A 26,263-nucleotide genomic window follows, 5' to 3' on the forward strand; every position below is an offset into this window, starting at 1 on the left:
TGTATGGCCTTTTTGTTTTATTGACCATGTATGAAATAATTCCACAATCAATTCCGCAGGCCAGGCGTGCGGAAATCAACGAAAAAATCCTCGCCGACATCGAATCCGGCGAAAACAGAATTCCCCGGCAAACCATTTACAACTGTTACACGGGTGTGGGCGGGTTGCACGACCTCAATCCCGACCAGTTTGCCAATTACCACGAATATGCCTGCGCCAAACGGGAGTTCGAGCAGGGACAGTTTTTCACGCCCCACGCCCTTTGCCGCCAGATCGTATCGCTTGCGGCTTCGGACCCGACGGAAACCGTTCTCGATATGGGCTGCGGAATGGGCAACTTCTTCAATTTCCTGCCTAACCTACACAACGCTTACGGCTTCGACATAGATCCTCGTGCAGTAAAAGTTGCAGGTTATCTATATCCAGAAGCGCATATTGCCGTGCAGGACATGCAACAGTACGAGCCAGCCATGCTGTTCGATCTGCTGCTCGGAAATCCGCCTTTCAATCTGAAATTCGGCAACGATTCTTCGCAGTTCTACTATTTCCGGAAAGCATATAGTGTATTGAAACCCGCAGGTCTGCTCCTGTGCATCGTGCCGTATTCCTTCCTGCAAAACGAATTTTGGGACAAATCCCAGATACGCTACATCGACAACTGTTTTTCATTTCTCGGACAGACGAAGCTGCCGCAGGATACTTTCGAAGATCTCGGCGTCGCGGAGTTTGCGACCAAGCTGGTGGTATTCTCCCGGGAATCCGCACATATCGAAAGCCGCCCGTATCGGGAGGACGAATTTATTACGCAGGAACAGCTCCGCGAGCGGATCGCACGCTTCCGGGAAATCAAATGTTCCCTGAAACTGAAATTACGACAGGAAACAAACCGCATAGAACTCGAAGAAGAGCAAGCATTCGAATACACGATGACGAAGTATCTGTATGAAATCAAGACCCATCCGCACCTGCGGCCGAAATACGAACAGGCCATAGCACTCGTATCGAAATTCCGCAGCCAGACCCCGCCCGAGAATGCGTCGAAAACGCAATATGAAGAGTACCAGCGCTCGAAGCTCACCTATGCGAAAGTGCTGGCCATATTGCGACGATACGTCCGGGAGCAACACTTCGTGCCGCAGCGAAAAGTCGCACTGGTGAAAACCAATTACTCTTACAAGCTGAAAGCATACGCCCCGCACCTTCTCGACGACATCGCTGTCCGGGAAGTGCCCATTTATAAACTTACAATCAATAACGGCGGTCTGCCCGATGCCGGAGCGTGGCGGACACCCGACATCGAAAAGCAGTATCGCGCGGCGCGGCGAGTGATCGGGCGAAAACACCGGGAATATCTGCGACAAAGCATTCCTTATTTTCAGATGCCGCAGGATGGTCGTCTGACTGAATATATCGAGGGCTTGTCGTTCGTAAACAAGGACGGCAAGCGGTGCCGGTTTACCGACCTGCAACGGCACGATATGAACTGGCTTTTCCAGAAACGCTTCAACCTGCTCAACTGGCAGCAGGGGTCGGGCAAGACAGCCGTAGCATACCACTTCGCCAAATACATCCGGTCCCTCAAGCGTGTACACAACACCATCGTCGTAGCTCCGGCGCTGGCGATCGAAATGACCTGGGAGCCGTTTCTGACTCGGCAGAAAAAACGATATACCCGCATTACGCAGCCCCGGCATCTGGAAAATATCCGACCGGGAGAGTTTATCGTCATTTCGGTTTCCATGCTCGGGAAACTGAAATATTGGCTCAAACGATTCGTAAAGAGCCACTCCAACAAACTATGTTTAATCTTCGACGAATCGGACGAACTGACCAACGACACCTCGCAACGTACACGCAATACGCTCAATCTGTTTCGTCGTTGCTCGTACAAAATACTGGCAACGGGTACAACCACACGCAACAACGTAGCCGAACAGTACAGCCAGCTATCGTTGCTCTATAACAATTCGGTGAATATGATGTGCTGGTGTTCCAAAGTCTATCACCAAGATCGGGAAACACACGAAATAGAAGACTCTCCCAACGAATTTTACGGCGAGCCGTTCCCCGCATACGGCGGAGCCTCGCTGTTCAAATCCTGTTTTTGCCCCGGTAAAGTAACCGTCTTCGGCATCGAAAAGCACAATCAGGATATATACAATAAAGAAGTTCTGTGGGAGCTTAATGCCAAAACGGTGCTGACACGTAAGTTCCGGGAATTTGCCGGTGAAAAATACGAAATCAAGAATCATGTAGTTCTTCCCTGTGCAGGAGAAAAAGCCGTTTATGAAAAGATTCTCACAGAATTTTGTCAGATATGCAACCTCTTTTTCAATAGTACGGGCGACACTCGCAAAGACGCCGCAATGAAAATCGTACGACAGATCATTCTGATGATAAAAGCATGCTCGATTGCCAATACCATGCCCGGATATACGGGAGAACCGTTCCCGGAGAAAGTAAGACATATAGCTGCAATGGTCCGGAATATACCGCAAAAAGTAGCTATAGGATGTACTACACTTGATGCGTTGGAGATGTATGAGGATTATGTCTCGGCGATAATTCCGAACAGGCCTCTATTTTTGGTTCATGGCCGGCAATCATTCAAAAAACGGAGAAGAATTATCGACCGATTCGACCGGACGACGGACGGGATATTGGTCTGCACACAACAAGCACTCAAAAGTTCGGTCAATATCCCTTCCTGCGACGACATAATCCTCGAATCCCTCCAGTGGAACATTCCCCGCATGGAGCAGTTCTATTTTCGCTTCATACGCTTGGATTCCGAGCAGAAAAAACGGGTACATCTCGTAACCTACGACGAATCCATCGAACAAAACCTGTTGGCACTCGTAACGACCAAAGAGCGGCTGAACGAGTTCATTAAACTCGGAGAGATAAGAGAGGAGTCCGAAATATTCGAGGAGTTCGACCTAACGCCCTCCCTTATCGAAAAACTGCTGACACGCCAACGGGACAACGACGGCAAGTTGTACGTATCGTGGGGCAACCAGCGTATCGTTGCGGCATAAGTCGATAACTCCATTTCGATATTGACATACTCGGTCGCGGCAAATCAGTCGATGTTCCGAAGCAGCATGGATAGACGTGAGGAATACCCGTCTTTGCGTCCGGCTGCCATTCGGTTTCGGCGACAAAAGTACCGGACGGGCGGCGACCGGACAAGGCCAAGACGAGTTTCGGCAAAAAAACAGCACCCAAAGAGGTGCTGTTTTTTATTGCCGAAAGCCTTGCCGGATCGCCTCTGGCCCCGTCCGTTACCATTCGTGCCGAAAACCGAAAACAGCCGGACGGCTGAATCGGGATATAGTATTAATTTTTTTCAAGCATTTAATCATGAGATTGATAACCAAAGAAATCGAAAAGAAATTCCAAAAGCATCCTTTCCGTTCACAGGACAAAAAAGGAATCGACGCTACGGTGCTGGTCAAATATTTCACTCCGTGGGGTGCGGCGACATGGCTCATAACCGAAGCCGAACAGCAACCGGACGGTGACTGGATGTTGTATGGCTACTGTACCCTCGGCTACGAGTGGGAATGGGGAACTCTTATGCTTTCCGAATTGCAAGCATTACGAGGACCGTTCGGATTGACCACCGAACGAGACCTTTACATCGGTAACAACGCAATGGTGGCAGAACTGGCTTACTGACAGAGAGTGTTCAAAATACCAAAGCCTGCGTCGCAGATTCTGCGGCACAGGCTGCTTTATAGATTTAATTTTCAGTTATTATGAGTGATAAAGAATACAAAGCCCGACTCCTGTATATCGATGCGGGAGACTGCAAGGAAGTTTGGGAAGTGAAACATATCAACGGGGGCAGACAGTATGTCGGCCGCGATACTTTCGACGAACATACGTGGTGGACGCTTTGCGACGCTCCGTATGGATATTGCGAACGCAGCGGCCGAATCGTGCCGGGCGTCGTCTTCATACTTTGCGATGCGGAATGGAATCCCGTAGCCCGCGACGGCAACGACCGCACGGAATTTCCGACTCCTTATCCGACTCTGGAAGAAGCAAGCGCCGACGCTTGGGCGGCTGTCCGGGAACAATATCCTGAAGTTTCCAAAGATGGATTCGGAAAGTGGATTTCAGGCTTCGCTGACAGACCTCTATCGGGTGCGGATTACATGAATTGGCGGGATTGCCAGAGGGAAACGATACAACGCGAGGTCCTTTCCACATTCGATTATCTGGGCGAACAGCACGCCATCCTGCGATTTACGGTCAGGCATACCGAATGTACGGCGCAATGGCAGGAATATTATGTTGGTATTGCACAAGAGCAACCGCAGGAAGCATTTTCCATGTTTCTCGGGTATAGCTACTGACAACCGAAATATCTATATCCAATACTGGACGATTCTCAATACAGGTGCATTGCCATTACCAACTGTATCTATGAACGACATGAAAACAGAACCTGTCCTCATTACGAGCCTTACCCGCCGTCTGACCGCAATTCGGAACGAAGCCTTCAGCCTCATTCAGAATGCCGTGGCCAAACATCGAATCTTAGGTACATTCTATCAAAACCTGGGTAAACATTATGCCCATGACCAGACGCTCGAACAGTACGATACTGCACCCATCGTAATTACCCACAACGACTCGTTCGGTACATACGGCGGTTATGCAGCCGCCACGGTATACGAACTTTTTATCGACGAGAAGGGCCGCCTGCTCTGTACTCTGAACGGCGAAGCGGGCGAAGATTTCAACGAACCTCTCGAACATATCCAGATAGAAGGGTTACTGTGCATCGTCCGTTGGCTCATGAAGCACGGCCTTGTCATCGACAACCCGTGGCGCTGCGAGGTGTGCGGCTCGCTCGCCGTGCAGGAACAAATTTGGGTCGATACCAACACCTGTGAGGCGTATTCGCAGGCATATAACCGCGATGAAAATTACTGTTGTAACTGCAACGAAAATACCTACCCAATCCGAGAAAGCGAATTACTGCAAAACCTCGACGAGTGGTGGCACGGTCTGGACTTCCGGCAGATGGAGCGCATTACCGGCTACCGTCAGGACGACTTTGACCCTGAAGATGGTTATCAAGATTTCGTAGATGTTTGTGACAACTGGTGGGAAAGTTTGTCAATCGAGGAAAAGACACTGTTATGGTCTCAAAAATAATAAACAAATGAAAAATAGCGACTTATCTATCACAGATTCATTCTGGAATTTCATCGAGGCGAATGTTCCGAACTACCACGAGCGCGAGGACGTGCTGCATCAGGGCGAACTCCAACTGTTCATCGACGGCCACGAGTCTACCGTACAGGGTATCACACGCGAAGAAGCCTTTCTGCTGCGTGACAAAATCCTGTACGGCCTTTTTGCCGAAGCTATCGCAACTTTTACAGCCAGGCACCCCGTAGAATTTCCGGGCAATGTCTCCTTGCGTGATTACTCCGAAACACTGGTCGATATCGCTTATGAAGTCGGCCGACGACAATATCGGCTGTCATCTAACTCCCGCGAAACGGTCCGCACAATTATCGGCTGGGCCGACGAGTTCTCCCGCCGACACGAGAATACGGACTGGAGCACCATAGAATACCTTGACGAGATAGACAACTTCACGGAAGAGAAGCTGCGGACAGCACGAACAAGGCACGATAGTCCATACGTATTGGTGGAGTTCCCGGACGACACTGCGTATTTTGAGGAAAACGACATCGGATATCCCAGTTTCCAGAGCAAGGATAACGGTGCCCGCTATGTACCGGAATACGACTATATCCGATATTTTCAAAAAGGTCCAGCCGCAAACGTCTGTTATAAGCCGCTTCGTTGGCCCGAGTCGCAGCCGTATCTCTTTTCTGATGAATCGACCGATACGCTGAACGAACCTATCAACGACAAGAAAGGTATCATGGACTTCGGCTATCAGGCCGTATGGGTTCCACTCTGCAACATCGAAAGCTGATAATATGCCAAGAACTACGCTCGAAAAAAGCTGGAACGGCGGGAAGAAAGCCGCACCGAATGCACGCCGTCATTCGCAAAGCCCGACAGACAGAATCATAGTCATCCATATTCAAAATGATCGGAGAGCGCAGAAATTAATTTCTACATTCTATTCTATTGTATGTTAATGAAATACAAAAAATTACAATACATGAGTAAACAGAAAACATTATCAATCGAAAAACAGGAGGTGGCATTGTGTCGCAATATCTGGCAGAATAGCTCTCAAAACGACTGCATAGCCATCACGGACGATGCAGGCGAAGTGATCGAGGTCGTCACGACCCCGAGGGTCAACCCCGGGATGTTCCGTCGTCGCGTCCGGAGTCTGATGCTTTCGGGATTATCGCGGGAAGAGGCTGAAAAATACGTGGCTTCGACACCGCAGAAATTGGAGCTTTTCTATGACGTGAATCTCGGAGCTTTCGCTATCGACGCTGAAGCGGTGGGCAATACGCCGCTCTATAACCCTTATTCGGGAAAGGAAATTCCCGACGAAACAAAATAAACGAAATCATGACAACATTCAAGAAAGGACAGCGGGTCTGGTGGAACGACCCGATCTGCGAGGAGTCCGGCGAGTATGAGGTGCTGGATTCACAAGACAAAATCAATGCGGACAAATCGGAAAGCGAGCGTATCATCCGTATCGGGGATGGAGAGAACACGCGGGATGTCTCCGCCCACTACTTGACAATCGTATGCCCGATTTCCGATGAGGACAGGGAGCACCTTGCCATGCAGGAGCATCGTAACCGCATACGCGACAAAGAGCTGGTGGAGCAGATGCAGAGTCTCGTCGTTCAGTTCGAAGACCAAAATTTCGAAACCGAAGGATACTTCGTCCGAATCAGCGACGAAAATCACGATGCTTGCTGCGTGTACGGATTCCGAGTGAACCAAGATGTACTCTATGCTCTGTTGGACTACGACGACGGCAGACTGTGGATGGTACCGGTTTCTGACCTATGCGTCGTGGAACTGTTCGACGCTTTTTGGCTGTTGGTCCAAAACGCTTAAATCCAAAAACGGCAAAATGCAATTATAACAAGATTATATAATCGATTCTATGAAAACGAAATTTTTGTGTTACAGCCGCTCGAATCCCAATCAGGTCGTCTGGCATTATGCTGAACTGGAAAAAGTCGGCGAGGGCGTGTACACCTACCTTCAACAGAAGGATCAATATCGTGAAGAGGACGATATGATTGCCATCGTCCTGCAACTGGAAGACGTCTTTTTCGAATACGGTACTTACAATCGTCGATTTCTCGCTGATAAGGATGTAGTCGCTACCGGAGCCGAAGTCCTGAAAAACTTCCACCGGACCATCGAGCAGACCATGCAGGAAGGACGACATCTGCAACTCCTCCTCGTGCGGATTTATGAAGAACTGGGCCTCGATGCGGCACCTTTGATCCGTTACCGGGAAGAACGTCGGCTACGCTTGCAGCGAGAGGACGAGGAGCGGAAACGCCGGAAAGAGGAGCAGCGACGACAAGTCGAAGAGCAGCAGCGCGAACAGTTACGGTTGGCAGGGACCAGGTTCCTCGCTGGGGAATACATCTCCAGCGAGAATTTTATCGGGCTGTGCAAATTCAAGCGGATTCCCATACCGCTTCGCACACATGGGACCCTGTGCCGAAGCGTAACCGAACTCTCCCGAAACAGTATTCGTTACTCGCGCACGAAAGGCAAAGCCAAGCCGAAACTCGACGGATGCTTCGCTATGGCCGAAGCCCTGTACGAAAAACTCTCCGAAACGATGGATGCAAACGATGCAGAAAAACTCATTCAAGAAAATTAGTATGCAGTCTTTGTGGTGGGACCACCGTCAAGTATGCCGCCGTTGTCGCTCCTAACACGAAAGAATTTATCGGGTTCGAATACGAAACCTTCCTCTATGAAGCATGTCGGCAGTGTGGCAATACTGTTTCGACCAATGCAACTATTCCTCCGTAGAGTCCGGTGTCCGATGCTTCCGAAATTGCCACAGGAAGAAGCTGAAAAGAACATTGTCTGAAACCCGAACTTGAAATCTTCTTTGGCAGCATACCTACTTATATCCCTTATACGGGAAAGGAGATTCCTGATGAAACCGAAATTGAAAGCGCTCGAATGACGCGACAATAACAAATCCTATTAAGACAAATCTATTAACTAACTTATTAATCGATAAAACTATGCCTAATTGGTGTTGGACCTCCTATGTCGCTGTGGGAGATAAAAAAGATATACGCGACTTATACAAAAAGATGAAATCGCTGGAGGACAGTGAAAAATCCCTTATTGAAAACGGATTCGGCAATACTTGGCTGGGAAATCTCGTAACGATTCTGGGTGGTGACTATCACAAAATAAGCTGCCGAGGCGAGTTCGGCAATCTTTCGATCAACCACAACTATACAGTCGTCCGTTTCGACACTATGACTGCCTGGGGCGAATTTGACGACTTACGAAAATTCATTCAGTTCAAATACCCCTCCGTCTTTATTTACTACCGCTCGGAAGAACCCGGAATGGGCTACTACGGGACCAATGATGTCAATAGTGAATATCTGCCGCGCATTAAGGTGGAAAATGGTTATCAAGAGTCGTATTACTATTCGAATTGGGAGGAGGTATTTCAATTCCTTTCCGAGAAAATCGGGACCGAGATACACAATATTGAAGAGATGAACCGATTGTTGGATATCTATAACGCGGAACACGATGATGACAGCATACTCGTAATTGAGTTCAGGTTGGACAAGGAATGTTCCGATGTTGCGGATAGGCTCTCCGATAAATACCTCTTTGTATAAACGTATATCAATATTGATATTTTGATTGAGAATAACAGAATATATCTAATTATTTGTTATTTTTGCATTTAGAGTCGTCATTAAGGCTTAAATGACTGGATAACACAAAATTAACATAAGTTGAATTTGTTGATTTTCTCTCCGCATTAGGCTGGTAAAATTTGCTACATATTTGTTACATAGTTTTGTATATAGCTGATTACCAGGCGCTGTGATTTTTGATGTAGAAGGACGATCTACAACATTCGCCGCTTATAAGATGAAACGTTCGGATGTTGTGGTAGAAGCTTGTATAATACAACCGTAGAGGCGGGAGAATGGACAGAAAACATGTGGGGTTTTTCTGTCATGAGCGAGCTAAACTTTGATGCGGTATTTGGTTGCTCGGCTGTGATTCTGCCGAACAGGTGAGAAATCATCGGTTTATATTGGAGCTCGCCGTTTCCGAGCCTTCTGTGGCATTCTCAGAGAGCCGGGGTGATAGGGCATCGAAAATCGCGTTTGTTTTGTGGCGGATAATCCGTGTCCCGGTGCAGCGCAGGGAAACATGGCTTCGGAGCCATGCTCGGCTTTATCTGGGGCGGGAACCGTATCCTATCCGTGTTTCCTGTCGGCATGTAGTGCCGGGAAGATGGACCGGAGCGATGGCTGCGGAGCGCCCCGTTTGCTATCCCTCCTCTTTCCCTGTATAGCCTGCGTCTTCTTTCAGGTCGCCGCTGTTGGCGGCTGCCACGGCCAGCCGGTCGCAGCGTTCGTTTTCCGGATTGCCGTCGTGTCCCTTCACCCATACGAACCGTACATGGTGTTTGCGGTAAAGCACCATGAACCGCCGCCACAGGTCCGGATTCTTCTTGTCTTTATAACTTTTCTTTTCCCAGTCGAACACCCATCCTTTGGTGACGGCATCGACCACGTAGCGGGAATCGGAAAAGACGGTGACTTCGCAGCCGTCGAATTTGAGGGTCTCCAATCCTTTGATGACGGCCAGCAGCTCCATGCGGTTGTTCGTGGTAAGACGGAATCCTTCGCTGAGCTCTTTCCGATAGGGCGGAGAAAGCAGTACCACACCGTACCCTCCTCTGCCGGGATTACCCTGTGCCGCCCCGTCGGTATAGATGGTTATCTTGTTGTTCGCCATGTCAATCGTCGTTCCGCCTGTTGCGGTCGTCCGGCAAAGATACGATAAAAATGCCGTTGCCGTGCATGGCCCGTTTCCTGCTCGTAAAAAGAGGGAAGCGAAAGGGCGGGAGCGAAAAGGCGTTTCTGCTCTCGAAGGGGGTGGGGCGGATTGTCCCGAGAGTCTTGGCGTTCTCTTCTCGCCTTCGGGAGGCTCGGGCAAGAGAGGTTGTTCCGTTCGTGTAACGGGGCGAAGCGGTTGAGGATATTCGGAAACAACAGAGAGGTTCTCCCTGTGTATGGACAGCCTCGGATGAGGCGTTTCGTATGGTATGCGTGTGGAATGCCGCGTCTTGTTTCCGGCGGCATCCCGGAAGCGATACTTTCCTATGGCGGGCGGTCGCTGCAGATGAAAACAGGAACAGGGGATTGTTTTCCATCCCTTGTTCCTGTCGGGCAACGAGCTGCGTACACGGTTTCCGTGCGTTTGCTCTCCTATTTGTTGTGGCTCTCTTTGGCCTCGATGCTCAGCGTAGCGTGCGGTACGATTTTGAGTCTCTCTTTCGGAATCAGTTTGCCCGTTTCGCGGCATATTCCGTAGGTCTTGTTCTCGATACGCACGAGAGCCGCTTCGAGATGCTGTATGAATTTGAGCTGTCGCTGGGCGAGCCTGCCCGACTCCTCTTTCGAGAGGGTAGCGGCCCCTTCTTCCAACACTTTAAAGGTGGGCGACGTATCTTCCGTATCGTTGCTCATCGTGTGGGTGATGGACGAACGCAACAATTCGTAGTCGGCTTTCGCCTTTTCGAGCTTGTCGAGGATGATGGCCTTGAATTCGGCAAGTTCCTCGTCCGAGTATCTGGTTTTTTCGACTTCTGACATATCCGTATCTTATTTGGTTTTTAATTCCGATATTATAAAGATAACCACTTCCGGGCATAAATGCAAGCCGGTGCGTGAAATTATCTCCTATATCCTTGCCATAACGCTTTTCTGCATCGCATTATTATTGCAGTGCACCTCCGCGCGACCGGGTATCCGGCAGAAGCCGTTGTGTGCCGGCCGTCAGGCGGTGGCTTTCGTAACCGCTATCGTGACCGGATGCTCGTCGATGTCCACGTCGTGAACGAAGTCGCCCGCCGGCGTATCGGCTAGTTTCAATTCCACTGCGAGCGTCTGCGAGGCGATGTAGGTGCCGAAATCCGTGACGGCCCCCTCTACGAGGTCGCATCGGCCTATCTCCGCGCGAATCTTGTCCGTCACTTCGAAGCCGCTCTCTTTGCGGATGTTCTGGATGCGGTTGATGAGTTCGCGGGCGATACCTTCGCGGAGCAGCGTTTCGGTTACGGTTACGTCCAGTGCCACCGTCAGCTTTCCTTCCGTTGCCACGAGCCATCCGGGCATATCCTCGGAGGTTATCTCGAAGTCTTCGCGCGTCACGGGCAACTGCCGGCCGTCTATTTCGAGGAAGAAGCTGTCGTTCGCCTCGATGGCTGCAATCCGTTCCTGCGAAAATGATGCCACGAGTGCGGCTATCTGTTTCATCTGCTTGCCGTAACGCGGGCCGAGTGTCTTGAAGTTGGGTTTGATGCGTTTGGTGATGAGGCCCATGGTGTTGGTAATGAGCTCTACTTCCTTGACATTCACCTCGTTCATGATGAGGCTACGGACCTTCTCGATGTGCCGTCCCGTCTTTTCGTCGAGCACCGGTATCAGAATCTTGGTCAGCGGCTGGCGTACCTTGATGTTCACCTTGCGGCGCAGGGCGAGCACCATCGAGGAGACGCGCTGGGCGATGGACATCGTATCCTCCAGTTCCCCGTCTATCAGGGAGGCGTCGGCCGTGGGGAAAGCGCACAGGTGTACGGAATCCCGGTATCTTCCGCTCACGGCATTCAGGTCGCCGAACAGCCGGTCGGCCATGAAGGGCGCAAAGGGTGCCATGAGCCGGGCAACGGTTTCGAGGCAGGTGTAGAGCGTCTGGTAGGCGGCCAGTTTGTCGGTGCTCATGCCGCCGCCCCAAAAGCGTTTGCGGTTCAGTCGTACGTACCAGTTGGAGAGGTTCTCGCCGACGAACTCCTGAATGAGGCGTGCTGCAGGCGTGGGGTCGAAATCCTCCAGTCTGTCGCTCACCTCCCGCACGAGCGTGTTGAGCAGCGAGATTATCCACCGGTCAATTTCGGGGCGTTCGGCCACGGGTATTTCCGGTTCCTGACCGTTGAAGCCGTCTACGTTGGCATAGAGGGCGAAGAAACTGTAGGTGTTGTAGAGCGTACCGAAAAATTTGCGCCGTACTTCATCCACCCCTTCCGGGTCGAACTTGAGATTGTCCCACGGCTGCGAATTGGATATCATGTACCAGCGCACGGCGTCCGGCCCGTATTTGTCCATTATGTCGAACGGGTCTACGGCGTTGCCGAGCCGCTTGCTCATTTTGTTGCCGTTTTTGTCGAGCACCAGACCGTTGGAGATGATGTTCCGGAAGGCGACCGAATCGAAGAGCATGGCGGCCAGAGCATGTAGCGTGAAGAACCATCCCCGCGTCTGGTCCACTCCTTCGGCGATGAAGTCCGCCGGGAAGCGTTTCAGGAACTCTTCGCGGCTGATTTCAAACGGATAATGCACCTGGGCATAGGGCATGGCGCCGCTGTCGAACCAGACGTCGATGAGGTCGCTTTCGCGCCGCATGGGTTCGCCCTTGTCCGATACAAGGACGATGTCGTCCACATAGGGACGGTGCAGGTCGAAGATGTTGTAGTTCTCCTCCGAGAAGTCTCCTTCGCGGAACGCCGCCAGCGGGTTGCTTTTCATGACTCCCGCGGCTACGGCTTTCTCCGCTTCCGCGCGCAGCTCCGCCACCGAACCGATGCACTTGAGTTCGGAGCGGTCTTCCGTCGCCCATATCGGCAGCGGCGTGCCCCAAAAGCGGGAACGGGAGAGGTTCCAGTCCACGAGCCCTTCGAGCCACTTCCCGAAACGGCCCGTCCCGGTCGAGGCGGGTTTCCAGTCGATGGTATCATTGAGCTCCATGAGCCTTTCCCGCAGGGCCGTCGTCCGGATGAACCACGAATCCAGCGGGTAGTAAAGCACGGGTTTGTCCGTGCGCCAGCAGTGCGGATAGGAGTGGGTGTGTTTTTCTATCTTGAACGCCTTGCCTTCGCCCTTGAGCATGACGGCTATGTCGATGTCGAGCGTGGGGTCGTCCGGACCGAGGGACGGGTCGTAGGCGTTCTTCACGAAACGGCCGGCCCATTCGCGGTAGCGTTCCGCATCGACGTATTTCGCAACGAAGTCGGGGTCCATGTCCTCGATGCGGAACAGACGGCCGCGGCGGTCCACCATGGGCTGGTTCTTGCCCGCCCTGTCTACGACATACATCGGCACGATGCCCGCCTGTTTACCTACGCGGTCGTCGTCGGCGCCGAACGTGGGGGCGATATGTACGATGCCCGTACCGTCCACCGTGGTCACGTAGTCGCCGGAGATGACGCGGAAGGCGTCGCCCATCGGCTTCACCCAGTCGATGAGCTGCCGGTAGCGTATTCCGACCAGTTCCGAACCCTTGTAAATCCGTTCCCCGATGCTGTACGTTCCCTCCATCTTCGGAGTGAAATAGGCTGGAAGCAGTTCTTTGGCGAGAATGACCGTCTGGGGCTGCTGCGTGTAGGGATTGAGGCATTTCACACGCACGTATTCGATGTTGTCGCCCACGGCGAGCGCCGTGTTGGAGGGCAGCGTCCAGGGCGTCGTGGTCCATGCGAGGAAGTAGAGCGTACCCTGTGCGTCATCGAACAGGAATTCGCTCCGCTCGTCGCGGATGATTTCGAACTGCGCCGTGCAGGTCGTGTCCTTCACGTCGCGGTAGCATCCCGGCTGGTTGAGCTCGTGGTTGCTGAGGCCCGTACCCGCGGCAGGCGAGTAAGGTTGTATCGTATATCCCTTGTAGAGCAGGCCCTTATCGAAAAGCTGTTTCAGCATCCACCACAGCGTTTCGATATATTTGTTTTCGTAGGTGATGTAGGGGTGTTTCATGTCCACCCAATATCCCATTTTGCGGGTGAGCTCCTCCCAGACGCCGGTGAACTCCATGACCGCTTCGCGGCAGGTACGGTTGTACTCTTCGATGGATATCTTGTGGCCGATGTCCTCTTTCGTGATGCCGAGCTTCTTCTCCACGCCCAGTTCGACAGGCAGGCCGTGGGTATCCCATCCCGCCTTCCGGCGGACGAGATAGCCCTGCTGGGTTTTGTAGCGGCAGATAGTATCCTTGATGGTACGCGAGAGGACGTGGTGGATGCCGGGGAGTCCGTTGGCCGAAGGCGGCCCTTCGTAGAAGATAAAAGCCGGTGCTCCTTCGCGTTCGGTGATGCTGCGTCCGAACGTGTTCTCTCTGTCCCACACTTCGAGGACTTCCCTGCCCAGTTGCGGCAGGTCGAGCCCCTTGTACTCGTTGAATTTTCTGCTGCTCATATATGCTACGAATCTTTGAAACCACAAAGTTATATAAAATTGCAGAGAATGGCAACGGCGCGTTGTCTCGGCCGTTCCGTGTCCGCTTGTCGGGGGAAGGAGTGCGATGAATTTGCTCCGGTACCTTTCGACGCGTCGGTCGGTGCCGGAAAGCGCAACGGTTGCGGAGACGCTGGCGTCACGGATGGAGAAGAAAAGGGCGGTGAATAGGACGGAAACGTCTGTTGTCTACTGTTTTGTAGAGAAGTTGTCGCTGTGTTCGAAAGCGATGCGCGGTGTGCCGTCCTCCACGAAGACGGTGCCGACCGGACGGAAACCGAACCGAAGCAGCAGACGCTGCATCGGGATGTTGTCGCGGTGGGTATCCGCACGCAGGTGACGGTCCTGTTCCAGACACCATGCCATGCATCGGGCGGCGATGCCCTGGCCCCGTACCGCACAGGCCAGGCGGTGGATGACATGGTAGGGACTTCCGTCCTGCCAGGCGCCGTCGCGGATGGTCGCATAGTTGGGTTCCGGCGAGGGCATGAAACAGAATGTGGCGACCATCGTGCCTGTCGCGTCGATGGCTGCATGGGAGTATCCTCCCGCGATGTCGGCGGCGATTCGTTCGCGGCCGGGATAACCGTCGCGCCATTGGCCGGGATTGCCGTTGGCGTGCATGAAAGCGGCGGCATCCGCCACGATTTCCATGATTTGTCCGAGCTCTTCGGGTCTTGCCCGGCGGATGGCTACCGGCAGGCCGCTATTGCAGTTCATCCTGTTTAGCTCCATATGCGAGGTCGCCCGCATCGCCCAATCCCGGTACGATGTAGGAGTGTACCGTGAGTTCCTGGTCTACCGACCCGCACCAGATGGTGGTATCGGCGGCAGGCAAGTGTCTGAGAGCGTACTCGACGCCCTCCTCGCTCGCTATCCCTGCGGCGACGTGCAGTTTCGCCGGCCTTCCCTTGCGCTCCACGAGCGCCTCGTAGGCGAGCACGAGCGAAGACCCCGTGGCCAGCATGGGGTCTACGAGCAGCAGCGTCTTGTCGGTGAGGTCGCCGGCCGAGACGTATTCCACGCGGATGTTGAACGTACCGTCTTTGCTGTACCGGCGGTAGGCCGATACGAAGGCGCAGGAGGCGTCGTCGAAATAGTTGAGGAATCCCTGATGGAAGGGAATGCCGGCACGGAGGATGGTGGCGAGTACGATTTCCTCGTCGGGCAGCATCACTTCGGCTTCGCCGAGCGGCGTCTCCACCGTCCGAGGCGAATAGTGGAAACTCTTGCTGATTTCGTAAGCCATCACTTCGCCGAACCGTTCGAGGTTGCGGCGGAACCGCATCCGGTCTTTCTGGATGCGGGAATCGCGTATCTCCGCGATGAAGCGGTTGAGTATCGTGTTCTCTCTGTCAAGGATGTGTACCATGGCCGTTCTGTTTTAAGCGGGAGTGTGAAGTGCCGGCTTCCGTCTGCCGGAGCGTGTTGCATGTCCCGGCAGGAACGGAACACCGTCGTGGTAAAGTTAATACAAAAAGTTGTTGAACGGATAGCGTCCCGCATGGATTTCCCTTACCATACCGTAGAGGTCTGTCCGCAGCTTGTCGATGTTGAGCCGCTCTTTGGCCGAGATGAAGATGCACGGAGTATCCCCCTTGGCCATCCAGCTGCGCTTAATCTCGTCGAGCGACAGGTTTTCGCGGGTGGCGGGCGTGAGGTCATCCTCCTCTTTCGGTTTGTAACGGAAGGCGTCTACCTTGTTGAAAACCATGAAGACCGGTTTGTCGCTGGCCCCTATTTCGCGCAGCGTCTCCCGTACTACCGCTATCTGTTCTTCGAAATTAGGGTGTGAAATGTCCACCACGTGGAGCAGCAGGTCGGCCTCGCGTACCTCGTCCAGCGTCGATTTGAACGACTCCACCAGTTGCGTCGGCAGCTTGCGGATGAAGCCCACCGTGTCGGAGAGCAGGAAAGGGAGGTTGTCGAGCACCACCTTGCGTACGGTCGTGTCGAGCGTGGCGAAGAGTTTGTTCTCGGCGAATACGTCGCTTTTGCTTATCAGGTTCATCAGCGTGGATTTTCCGACGTTGGTGTATCCTACGAGCGAAACCCGTACCAGGCTGCCGCGGTTGCTGCGCTGGACGGCCATCTGGCGGTCGATTTTCTTCAGGTCCTCCTTCAGTTTGGCGATGTTGTTGCGGATGACGCGGCGGTCGGTCTCGATTTCGCGTTCGCCCGCTCCGCCTCGTGTTCCGGTACCGCCTCGCTGTCGTTCCAGGTGTGTCCACATGCCTGTCAGGCGTGGCAGCATGTATTCGTACTGTGCCAGCTTCACCTGTGTTTTGGCATAGGCCGTCTGTGCCCGCTGGACGAAGATGTCCAGAATGAGCCGCGTGCGGTCGGTGATGCGGCGGCCGAGTGCCTTCTCGATGTTGTGCGTCTGCGAGGGCGACAGTTCGTCGTCGAAGATGACAACGCCGATTTCGTTCTCCGCCGTCCAGGCTGCTATCTCCTCCAGCTTGCCGGAACCCACGTAGGTACGCGAATTGGGGGAGGGGAGTTTCTGCATGAAACGTTTCACGGTGGTGATGCCGGCCGTTTCGGCGAGGAACTCCAGCTCGTCGAGGTACTCCTCGCTCTGGCTCACCTCCTGCCTCTCCCGGACGACCGCCACGAGGACGGCCCGTTCAGGCTGTATCGCTTCTTTTCCGGTTGTTTCCATAGTCGATTCTTTCGGTTGTCCGCAGCGGTCGTCACTCTACCGTCACGGATTTGGCCAGGTTGCGCGGCTGGTCTACGTTGCGCCCCTTGTTTACTGCGATGTAGTAGGCGAAGAGTTGCAGCGGTATCGAGGAGAGCAGCGGCGTGATGCATTCGGCGGTTTTCGGTATCCAGATGCAGTAGTCCGCCATCTCAGCCACGATGCAGTCGCCCTCGGTGACGACAACGATGACCTTGCCGCCGCGTGCCTTTATCTCCTGGATATTGCTGATGGTCTTTTCGTACACGCTGCCGTTGGTCGCGATGACGATGGTGGGCATCTCTTGGTCGATGAGCGCGATGGTGCCGTGCTTCATCTCGGCGGCAGGGCACCCCTCCGCATGGATGTAGGAAATCTCCTTCAGTTTCAGTGCCCCCTCCATGGCCGTGGGATAGTTGCAGCCTCGACCGAGGTAGAGGAAGTTACGGGCATAGGTGAATATCGAAGCCACCGATTGGATGTGTTCGTGCTGGTCGAGTACCTCCTTGATATTGTCGGGCATGGCTATCAGACCGCGCAGCACTTCCCGATACTTCTCCTCGTCGATGAGTCCTTTCATCTTGGCCAGCATCATCGCCATCATGACCAGTACGGTGACCTGTCCGGTAAAGGCTTTGGTGGAGGCTACGCCTATCTCCGGTCCGACGTGGATGTAGGTTCCGGAGTGTGTCGCACGGGCTATCGAAGAGCCGACCACGTTGCATATGCCGTAGACGAAAGCCCCCTTGCTTTTGGCCAGCTCGATGGCGGCCAGCGTATCTGCCGTTTCTCCGGACTGCGAGATGGCTATCACCACGTCGTCGGAATGGATGACCGGATTCCGGTAGCGGAATTCCGACGCATATTCGACCTTTACCTCGATGCCGCAGAGGTCTTCGAAGAGGTATTCGCCGATGAGGCCCGCGTGCCACGACGTACCGCACGCCACGAAGATGATTCTCCGGGCATTGAGGAACCGCTCCTTGTTGTCGAGGATGCCCGACAGCACCACGTTCGTGCCCTTCACGTTGATGCGGCCCCGGATGCAGTCGGTAATGGTACGCGGCTGTTCGAAGATTTCCTTGAGCATGAAGTGCGGGTAACCGCCCTTTTCGAGCTCCGAGATGTTCATCTCCAGCTTGCGGATATCGATTTTTGATTCGATATTGTTGAGATTCACTACTTTGAGCGGTTTGTGGCGATTGATGACCGCAATTTCGCCGTCATTGAGATACACCACGTCCTTCACGTACTCCACAATCGGCGTGGCGTCCGAGGCGAGGAAGTATTCGCCTTCGCCGATGCCTACCACGAGCGGGCTGCTCTTGCGTGCCGCGATTATTTCATCGTTGTTGGTGCGGTCGAGCACTGCGATGGCATAGGCTCCGATGACCTGGTTCAGTGCCGCCTGTACCGCTTCGAACAGCGTGCACCGGTTCTCCGTGTGCAGGTATTCGATGAACTGTACGAGTACCTCGGTGTCGGTTTCGCTGCGGAAGGTGTAGCCTTTCTCCGCGAGCATGGCTTTCAGTACCCCGTAGTTTTCGATGATGCCGTTGTGAATGAGCGCTATCGAGCCGTTCTCCGAATAGTGGGGATGGGCGTTCACGTCGTTGGGCTCTCCGTGCGTGGCCCAGCGCGTATGGGCGATGCCTATCGTACCGGAAATATCCTTGTCCTCCACGAAGTGTTCGAGTTCGGTTACCTTTCCTTTCGATTTGTAGACGTTGAGTTTTCCTGCCGGATTTATCAGTGCGATGCCGGCACTGTCGTACCCGCGGTATTCGAGCCGGTGGAGCCCCTTTATCAGTATGGGGTAAGCGTCCTTGCTTCCCACGTATCCTACTATTCCACACATAAGGCGATGTCGGTTTCGGTAAAGTTAATGTCATGTCTTCGGCCGTTTCGGTCCGTACCCGGAGAGTGTTATGCCTCGCCGGGTAGCGGTCGGACCGTTGCCGTATTCTCAATAATTTGTTTCTGCCGCACGCTGTCGGTACGGCAAACAAAAATAAGCATTCTCCCGTAGATATGGAAACATACGGGAAGATGCCGGGATTTTCGGCGGGGCGGTCACTGTTGCGTGACGCGGTAAGCCTTCTCTACTCCTTTTATTCTCATCAGGTTGGCCGCCACCATATCGACGACGGCCGTGCTGGGTACCTCGATGTTTATCGTCCCGCCAATCTTGCCGTCCCGCATCGGGCTCAGACTCATGGAGCGGATGTTGATTTTCAGTTCGCCCGAGACGACCTCCGTAATCCGGTTCACCATGCCGGTCGTATCTTCTGCTACGATGCGCACCGAAGCCAGAAAACTGTTCCGTCCGGCGGTGCTCCGCCATCGCGCTTCGAGAACGCGGTAGGGATACTGCTGCTTCAGCCGGCGGGCGTTGGGGCAGTCGCTGCGGTGGATGGTGATGCCGGATGAGACGGTGGTGAATCCGAAGATGTCGTCGCCGAAAATGGGGTTGCAGCACTTGGCCAGTTTGTAGTCGAGCCCCTGGATGGACTCGTCGATGACCAGCGCATCGCCCTCCTGTTCCTTTTCGGGAGCGGGTTTGGCTGCGGGCTGTGCCGGTTTGGCCTTGGGTTCGAAAAGCTCCCCGGCGAGGTAGCGTGCGATGACCTCTTTCGTATCGGCGATGTCTATCGTCCCGTCGGCTATTGCGCCGTAGAACTCCGTTCCCGTCTTGTATTTGTAGTATTTGGTCAGGGCGATGACCGCATCGTCAATCGGAATGCTGAGTTTCCAGTTTTTCAGTTTGCGTTCGAGCTCCTCGCGTCCGAACCGGGCCACTTTGGCCTCCTCTTCGCGCAGGCACGCCTTGATTTTGTTGCGGGCCTTTGCCGTCACGACGTAATTGAGCCAATCGGCTTTGGGCTTCTGCGTTTTGGCGGTGATGATGTTTACGATGTCGCCGTTGTGCAGCTCCTCCTTGATGGAGACGTTGCGTCCGCCTATCTTCGCACCGGTACAGGCGGCTCCCACATGGGTGTGGATGTCGAATGCGAAATCGAGCACTGTGGCTCCCTTGGGCAGTTTGCGCAGGTCGCCGGCAGGGGTGAAGACGAAGACCTCCTCCGAGGTGCTTTCCGTGTCGATTTTGTTCGCTATCTGGCTTTTGTTGGTGCTTTCCTCCATGATTTCTCGCAGGCGGGCGAGCCATTCGTCGTTGCGGCTGCCGCTTCCGTGCACCCCTTTGTAACGCCAGTGCGCTGCGATGCCCCGTTCGGCCACCTCGTCCATGCGTTCCGAGCGTATCTGTATCTCCACCCAATGGCCGTCTTTGGTGACAACCGTGGTGTGGAGCGATTCGTAGCCGTTCGATTTGGGGATGGATATCCAGTCCCGCATCCGGTCGGGATTGGGGGTATAGAAGTCCGTGACTATTGAGTAGATGCTCCAGCAGAGCTGCTTTTCGCTCTCGGTCGGACACTCCACGATGATGCGGATGGCGAAGATGTCGTACACTTCGTCGAAAGATACTCCCGTGCGTTTCATCTTCCGCCAGATGGAGTAGACCGATTTGGTGCGTCCCTTGATGTGGTATTGGATACCTTGCGCGTCGAGCCTTTCCCGTATCGGGGCGACGAATCCTGCGATGAACTCGTCGCGTTCGGCCGCGGTCTCTTCCAGCCTGCGGCTGATGTAGGCGTAATCTTCCGGTTCGAGGTATTTCAGTGCGATGTCCTCCAGTTCGCTTTTGATGGAATAGAGTCCCAGTTTGTGGGCTATCTGTGCGTAGAGGTTCATGCTCTCCCAACTCTTCTTCCGCTGTTTCCCTTCGGGGAACATGGCGAGCGAACGCATGACCTCCAGCCGGTCGGCCAGCTTGATGAGGATGATGCGCGGGTCGGTGGAGTAGGAGACGATGAGGTCGCGGAAGTTGTCGGCCTGCGACATGGACACCTTGGTGTGTACCTTCGAGATGAGGTTGAGCCCTTCAAGGATGCTGACCGGGATACTGCCGAACCGTTTCTCTATCTCGTCGGCATCGGCCAGTCCCAGTCGTGCCACATCGTGCAGCAGGGTGGAGATGGTGGAATTGCGTCCGAGCCCTATTTCGGAGATGACGATTTCGGCCGTGCGTACCGAGTGGTCGAACAGCGGAGTTCCGTCGTAGCGCACCATGCCGTCGAGGGCGGTGCGGGCCATCTCGAACGCTTCCATGACGGCCTGCCGGCTCTGTTCGTTGAAGGTGCGTCCGAGGAGGTCGAGGAAGCCGGCATACCTCTCCGTTCCCTGTACTGCTGTTGTTATCGTCGCTGTTTCGGTGTATTCCATACCAGAGTATAGCGTGGCGAATTGCCTGGAGTTTATCAAATAACGTACCGAGTGCCGCTTTAGCGTGCCCGAAGCGGTAATAAACCGTTGCGGGCGGCTTTGGCCGGGCTTCGGCGGGGCATGTCCCGGCCGGCTTTCCCTGCCCTTTCGTGCTGTCCGAACGATAAAAAGCGGACGCCGCCGTCCGCTTTACCGTCATGCCGTTCCCGCCTTTGTCCGGAGCGTCAGAGTTCGCTTTCTTTCAGACGCTCCGCATTTTCGGCCACTATCAGGTGGTCGATGACATCCTGTATGTCGCCGTCCATGAACGACGAGAGGTTGTATATCGTATAGTTGATGCGGTGGTCGGTGACGCGGCCCTGCGGGTAGTTGTAGGTGCGTATCTTGGCACTTCGGTCACCCGTCGAAACCATCGTTTTGCGCTTGCCTGCTATCTCGTCGAGATACTTCTGGTATTCGAGGTTGAAGATGCGCGTGCGCAGCTCTTCGAGGGCCTTGTCGAAGTTCTTGAGCTGCGACTTCTGGTCCTGGCACTGTACGACGATGCCCGTAGGGATGTGTGTCAGGCGGATGGCCGAGTAGGTGGTATTGACCGACTGGCCGCCGGGGCCCGACGAGCAGAACGTATCCTTGCGGATGTCGTTCATGTTCAGCTCGATGTCGAACTCCTCCGCCTCCGGCAGCACCGCTACCGATGCGGCCGAGGTGTGGACGCGGCCCTGCGTTTCGGTCTGCGGCACGCGCTGCACGCGGTGTACGCCCGATTCGTACTTGAGAGTTCCGTAAACGTTGTCGCCCGTGACCTTCATCACGACCTCCTTGTAACCGCCCGAACTTCCCTCCGAAGCGCTGTTTATCTCGTATTTCCAGCCTTTGCTTTCCGCATATTTGGTGTACATGCGCAGCAGGTCGCCGGCGAAGAGGGCCGCCTCGTCGCCTCCCGTGCCGCCGCGTATCTCCACGATAGCGTTCTTCTCGTCCTGCGGGTCTTTGGGAATGAGCAGCAGTTTGATTTCCTCTTCGAGCCGGTCGATGGCGGGTTCGAGTTCCGCCACCTCCTCGCGGGCCATTTCGCGCAGGTCTTCATCCTTTTCGTTGGCGAGGATGTCCTTCGCCTCGCGCAGGTTGTTCACCGCCGTGCGGTACCGTTCGCTCGTCTCGATGATGGGCTTCAGCTCCTTGTACTCCTTGTTGAGCTGCACGAATTTCTTCATGTCGCCTATCACTTCGGGGTCGGTCATCTGCTGCCCTATCTCCTCGAATTTCAGTTTCAGGCCGTCGAGCCTGTTCAGTATGTTGTTGTCTGCCATGTCCGTTTCTCGTATGCGGTACCGCCTTTGCGGAAGGCGGTTTTCCGCGCCGCAAAGTTAGCGATTTTTTGCGGCTTACCAATAGGGGGCCGTCGGGCCCTCCGGAACACTCTCCGGAGACGGAAAAAGAGCGGGCGGACCATAAGGTCCGCCCGCTCCGGAATCAGTCCTGCGGCTTTGACCACGAGGCGCTCTATTGCTCTCCCTTGACGTATTTGTCGAGCCAGCCGAAGAATTCGCGGTTCCATACGAGCGAGTTCTGGGGCTGGAAAACCTGATGGTTTTCGTTTTCGAACGCTACGAAGCGGGCCGGTATGCCCTGTACCCGTGCGCCCGTGAAGGCCTCCAGGCTCTGGGTATAGGGGATACGGAAGTCGTTGAGGCCCGTGATGATGAGGATAGGAGTATCCCAGTTCTGTACGAAGCGGTGCGGCGAGTGGGCGTAGGAACGCTGTGCCACGGCGTTCTCCTTGTCCCAGTAGGGGCCGCCGTAATCGTTGTTGATGAAGAAGAGCTCCTCGGTCGAGCCGTACATGCTGTCGAAGTCGAAGATGCCGCAGTGCGATATGAACGCCTTGAACCGGCCTTCGTGCTGCCCGGCGAGGTAATATACCGAGTAACCGCCGTAGCTTGCGCCGACGCATCCGAGACGGTCGCGGTCTACCCACGGTTCCCGGGCCACGTCGTCGATGGCGCTGAGGTAGTCGCGGATGTTCTGGCCGCTGTAATCACCCGAAATCTGGTCGAGCCACTCCTGTCCGAACGAAGGTACGCCGCGGCGGTTCGGGGCTACGACCACATAGCCCTGGGCGGCCATGAGCTGGAAGTTCCAGCGGTAGCTCCAGAACTGGCTCACCACGTCCTGCGGACCGCCCTGGCAATAGAGCAGGGTGGGGTACTTCTGGTTCGGGTCGAAGTCGGGGGGAAGTATCACCCATGTCAGCATCTTCTTGCCGTCGGTGGTCGCTATCCAGCGTTTCTGTACTTCGCCCATCTTCACGTTGTCGTAAATGTGCTTGTTCACGAAGGTCAGCTGGTTGAGGGCGCCGTTGTCCACGCGGTAGAGCTCCGTTCCCTGCGAGATGCTCACCTTTTCCGCGACGCATACGCCGTTGGAATAGGTGAAGGCGGTGATGTCGTGGTCGCCGCGCGTGATGACCTCTACGGCAGGTATGCCCTCGACATTCACCGAGCAGAGCTGGCGGGTGGCTTCGATGGGCGAAAGGAAGAGGATGGTGCCGTTATCTTTCCATACGAGATTGTAGGAGTTGTAATCGAAGGCTTCGGTCAGGTCGCGGAACGAACCGTCCGTGCTGTCCCATACGAAGAGGCGGTCCTTGTCCGATTCGTTGCCCGGACGGCGCATGCTCTGGAAGGCGATGTAACGGTCGTCGGGCGAGAATACGGGGTATTTGTCGTAGCCGGGGAAAGCCGGGGCGATTTTCAGGCGCGGGTCGTCGGGTGTTCCTGCCTTGTTGATGTTGGTGACGGTACCTTTCGCCACGTCGTAGACGAAGATGTCCGAATCGGTGGACTGTGCGTATTTCGTACCGGTCATCTTCTTGCAGGTGTAGGCGAGCTGCGTGCCGGCGTTGTTCCACGAGATTTCCTTCATGTCGAAGTAGGGGGCCAGCGGTGCGTCCCATGCTTCGCCGGGCATGATGTCCTTGCCGGCATGGGCCTCCTTGCCGGCATGGGCCTCCTTGCCGTCGAATTTGCCGACGAATACGTGTTTGTAGTAACCCCTGTCCCAATAGTCCCAGTGGCGCGTCATGAGGTCGTTGTAGATGAGGCCCTTCGATTTGTCGAGGTCGGGATAGACGTCCTTCGATTCGATGTCGGCTACGTGTACGTTCTGTACGTAATAAAAATGGTCACCTTTCGGGGCGATGCCGAATCCTTCGATGCCGCCTTTTATATCGGATACCTGATGTATCCTCTTGCCGTTGGTACCGATGGCCCATATCTGACCTTCGCCGGTACGGTCGCTGAGGAAGTAGATGGTCTTGCCGTCGGCACTCCACTGGGGCGAGTGGTCATAGACCGCATCGACGGTGAGCTGTTGGGGCTCGCCGCCCTCCGAGGGCATGAGATAGAGGTGTGACAGGCCGCGGTTCTCCTGCATGTTATACCATGTCACGCTGTAAACCACGCTCTTGCCGTCGGGCGACAGTACGCTCTCGCCCACGCGTCCCATTTTCCACATGACCTCCGGGGTGAGTATTCCCGCCCGGATTTCTGCTTCGGTCATGTTGCTGTCGATGTCGAGCGGTACGATTTGGTTCTTGCGGGAACCGTCGCCCGAGCAGGATACTGTTACCGCTGCTGCCATAAGTAACGCCAGTGTTTTCGTTGTGAATTTCATTTTCCCTTGGTATTTGTTGTTCGTTTTGTGGTTGTTTCCCATGTCCCGTCCGCCGTTCGCCAGTGGGGGTCACTCCTTTTTTGTCCAGGCGTCGAAGACCTCCCGTATCGTTCCGTAGCTGCCGGCAACCGCCTGCCACAGCTCCGTACCCTGCATCCATCTCGTTTCCGTGATATCCTCCTCGGTCTGCGGAACGGGCGTTTCGTCTCCCTCGCACCGCATCCCGTACCACCAGGTGCATTTCGTCTCCCAGCGTCCGTGCATGCGGTAAAAGTGCCGGGTCGTCGTCAGCGGACCGAGCAGCCGCACCTGCCGCAGCCCCGTCTCTTCGGCCACTTCGCGCAGGGCGGCCTCTTCATGGCTTTCTCCCTTTTCGACGTGTCCTTTGGGAAGGTCCCACCAACCGCGTCGCCGCATCATGAGGATGCGCCCGGTGCCGTCTTCGACGACTCCGCCGGCGGCCTCCACGACGGTCGTGTGGCTGAGGAAAGTTTCGAAGGCGTGTCGGGGGTTCTCCGACAATACGTAGAGGATGTTGTTATTGTCGAATTTTTGCAGCAAATTTGCGGGGCTCAAGTCGGAGCCTGTGCCGCCGCGAACGCAGGGAATGTCCGCTTCGGCATCACCCGATTTGAATACCAATGCTTTATTTTCGTACCAGATTATCTGCATGGGCCTTTAATCTGTTGCAAAATAACGCATTAAAGTGCAATACTGCAAATTTTATGGAAAAATACGAAAGCCGGCAACAGCAGATACGCCGTCCGGCAGAGCAGATTTATTCGGTAATCAGCGACTTCAACAATTTTACCCCCGTCGTGCAGGGACATGTCGAGGATTGGACGGCGGACGAGACGAGCTGTTCGTTCAAGGTAAAGGGGATGACGATGCGTCTGCGGATGGTGGACAAGGTACCGAACGACTATGTCAAGGTGACCGGCGACGAACGTTCGCCGCTCGACTTTATTTTCTGGATACAGCTCAAGCAGGTGGGCGATTACGATACGCGTATGCGGCTGGTGCTGCATGCCAAGCTCAACATGGTGATGAAGATGATGATAGGGTCCAAGTTGCAGCAGGGACTCGACCAGATGGCCGAGCAGATGGCCAAGGCGTTCAACGGGGAATTCTGACGTGCCGGAGTCTCCCGGAGGACGCGAGAGGGGCTTTTTCACAATAA

21 protein-coding genes are annotated in these 26,263 nt (G+C 54.6%); 10 read left to right on the plus strand and 11 right to left on the minus strand.

Features of this window, described 5'->3' with window-relative positions; genetic code table 11:
- Positions 1 to 26 precede the first annotated feature (26 nt).
- The 9 genes from BQ5361_RS00940 (at position 27) to BQ5361_RS00980 (ending at position 8,813) form a co-directional block, all read left to right on the plus strand.
- Positions 27 to 3,038 (plus strand): helicase-related protein, encoded by a 3,012-nt coding sequence (locus BQ5361_RS00940; protein WP_071424878.1) that lies wholly within the window; start codon positions 27 to 29, stop codon positions 3,036 to 3,038.
- Between the two features lie 325 nt (positions 3,039 to 3,363).
- On the plus strand, positions 3,364 to 3,681 hold the full coding sequence (locus BQ5361_RS00945) for a DUF2958 domain-containing protein (protein ID WP_071424879.1): 318 nt from the start codon (positions 3,364 to 3,366) through the stop codon (positions 3,679 to 3,681).
- An 80-nt stretch (positions 3,682 to 3,761) separates the two neighbouring features.
- A complete protein-coding gene (locus tag BQ5361_RS00950; protein ID WP_071424880.1) occupies positions 3,762 to 4,364 on the plus strand; it encodes a hypothetical protein in 603 nt (200 codons plus the stop codon).
- A gap of 70 nt (positions 4,365 to 4,434) precedes the next feature.
- Positions 4,435 to 5,172 (plus strand): hypothetical protein, encoded by a 738-nt coding sequence (locus tag BQ5361_RS10365; protein ID WP_083389215.1) that lies wholly within the window; start codon positions 4,435 to 4,437, stop codon positions 5,170 to 5,172.
- A gap of 7 nt (positions 5,173 to 5,179) precedes the next feature.
- Positions 5,180 to 5,968 carry a hypothetical protein gene (locus BQ5361_RS00960; RefSeq protein ID WP_052131041.1) on the plus strand — a complete coding sequence of 263 codons (789 nt, stop codon included), beginning with the start codon at positions 5,180 to 5,182 and terminating at the stop codon, positions 5,966 to 5,968.
- A gap of 192 nt (positions 5,969 to 6,160) precedes the next feature.
- Positions 6,161 to 6,517 (plus strand): hypothetical protein, encoded by a 357-nt coding sequence (locus BQ5361_RS00965; RefSeq protein ID WP_257526502.1) that lies wholly within the window; start codon positions 6,161 to 6,163, stop codon positions 6,515 to 6,517.
- An 8-nt stretch (positions 6,518 to 6,525) separates the two neighbouring features.
- Complete coding sequence (locus BQ5361_RS00970) at positions 6,526 to 7,029, plus strand: hypothetical protein (protein WP_035472939.1); 504 nt, start codon at positions 6,526 to 6,528, stop codon at positions 7,027 to 7,029.
- 49 nt (positions 7,030 to 7,078) lie between these two features.
- Positions 7,079 to 7,816 (plus strand): hypothetical protein, encoded by a 738-nt coding sequence (locus BQ5361_RS00975; protein ID WP_035472936.1) that lies wholly within the window; start codon positions 7,079 to 7,081, stop codon positions 7,814 to 7,816.
- 448 nt (positions 7,817 to 8,264) lie between these two features.
- Positions 8,265 to 8,813: a hypothetical protein gene (locus BQ5361_RS00980; protein ID WP_143047454.1), complete on the plus strand. Its 549-nt coding sequence runs from the start codon at positions 8,265 to 8,267 to the stop codon at positions 8,811 to 8,813.
- Positions 8,814 to 9,480: 667 nt separating this feature from the next.
- Here the strand turns inward: BQ5361_RS00980 and rnhA are convergent.
- From rnhA to BQ5361_RS01035, 11 genes are all read right to left on the minus strand, one after another.
- On the minus strand, positions 9,481 to 9,951 hold the full coding sequence (gene rnhA, locus BQ5361_RS00985) for a ribonuclease HI (protein WP_035472933.1): 471 nt from the start codon (positions 9,949 to 9,951) through the stop codon (positions 9,481 to 9,483).
- A gap of 473 nt (positions 9,952 to 10,424) precedes the next feature.
- Positions 10,425 to 10,811 carry a TraR/DksA family transcriptional regulator gene (locus BQ5361_RS00990; RefSeq protein WP_022063204.1) on the minus strand — a complete coding sequence of 129 codons (387 nt, stop codon included), beginning with the start codon at positions 10,809 to 10,811 and terminating at the stop codon, positions 10,425 to 10,427.
- A gap of 183 nt (positions 10,812 to 10,994) precedes the next feature.
- On the minus strand, positions 10,995 to 14,399 hold the full coding sequence (ileS, locus tag BQ5361_RS00995; protein ID WP_035472932.1) for an isoleucine--tRNA ligase: 3,405 nt from the start codon (positions 14,397 to 14,399) through the stop codon (positions 10,995 to 10,997).
- Between the two features lie 228 nt (positions 14,400 to 14,627).
- The gene (locus BQ5361_RS01000; RefSeq protein ID WP_035472931.1) at positions 14,628 to 15,158 is read right to left on the minus strand and encodes a GNAT family N-acetyltransferase; all 531 of its coding nucleotides are present in this window, start codon (positions 15,156 to 15,158) and stop codon (positions 14,628 to 14,630) included.
- Positions 15,145 to 15,810 carry a uracil phosphoribosyltransferase gene (gene upp, locus BQ5361_RS01005; RefSeq protein ID WP_035472930.1) on the minus strand — a complete coding sequence of 222 codons (666 nt, stop codon included), beginning with the start codon at positions 15,808 to 15,810 and terminating at the stop codon, positions 15,145 to 15,147. Before upp ends, BQ5361_RS01000 begins: the two co-directional genes overlap by 14 nt.
- Positions 15,811 to 15,906: 96 nt before the next feature.
- Complete coding sequence (hflX, locus tag BQ5361_RS01010) at positions 15,907 to 17,103, minus strand: GTPase HflX (RefSeq protein ID WP_035472927.1); 1,197 nt, start codon at positions 17,101 to 17,103, stop codon at positions 15,907 to 15,909.
- A 31-nt stretch (positions 17,104 to 17,134) separates the two neighbouring features.
- Positions 17,135 to 18,979 carry a glutamine--fructose-6-phosphate transaminase (isomerizing) gene (glmS, locus tag BQ5361_RS01015; protein ID WP_035472924.1) on the minus strand — a complete coding sequence of 615 codons (1,845 nt, stop codon included), beginning with the start codon at positions 18,977 to 18,979 and terminating at the stop codon, positions 17,135 to 17,137.
- A 215-nt stretch (positions 18,980 to 19,194) separates the two neighbouring features.
- Positions 19,195 to 21,408 (minus strand): RelA/SpoT family protein, encoded by a 2,214-nt coding sequence (locus BQ5361_RS01020; protein ID WP_022063210.1) that lies wholly within the window; start codon positions 21,406 to 21,408, stop codon positions 19,195 to 19,197.
- Between the two features lie 224 nt (positions 21,409 to 21,632).
- Positions 21,633 to 22,718 carry a peptide chain release factor 1 gene (gene prfA / locus BQ5361_RS01025; RefSeq protein ID WP_022063211.1) on the minus strand — a complete coding sequence of 362 codons (1,086 nt, stop codon included), beginning with the start codon at positions 22,716 to 22,718 and terminating at the stop codon, positions 21,633 to 21,635.
- A gap of 193 nt (positions 22,719 to 22,911) precedes the next feature.
- Positions 22,912 to 25,050 (minus strand): dipeptidyl-peptidase Dpp5, encoded by a 2,139-nt coding sequence (locus BQ5361_RS01030; protein WP_081976832.1) that lies wholly within the window; start codon positions 25,048 to 25,050, stop codon positions 22,912 to 22,914.
- Between the two features lie 102 nt (positions 25,051 to 25,152).
- Positions 25,153 to 25,755: an NUDIX hydrolase gene (locus tag BQ5361_RS01035; RefSeq protein ID WP_035472921.1), complete on the minus strand. Its 603-nt coding sequence runs from the start codon at positions 25,753 to 25,755 to the stop codon at positions 25,153 to 25,155.
- A gap of 53 nt (positions 25,756 to 25,808) precedes the next feature.
- On the opposite strand from BQ5361_RS01035, the gene BQ5361_RS01040 reads away from it, so the two are divergent.
- Positions 25,809 to 26,216, plus strand: coding sequence for an SRPBCC family protein (locus BQ5361_RS01040; protein ID WP_035472918.1), 408 nt, complete (start codon positions 25,809 to 25,811; stop codon positions 26,214 to 26,216).
- Positions 26,217 to 26,263: the final 47 nt, after the last annotated feature.

It is taken from the genome of Tidjanibacter massiliensis, assembly GCF_900104605.1.
Taxonomy (GTDB): Bacteria; Bacteroidota; Bacteroidia; order Bacteroidales; family Rikenellaceae; genus Tidjanibacter; species Tidjanibacter inops.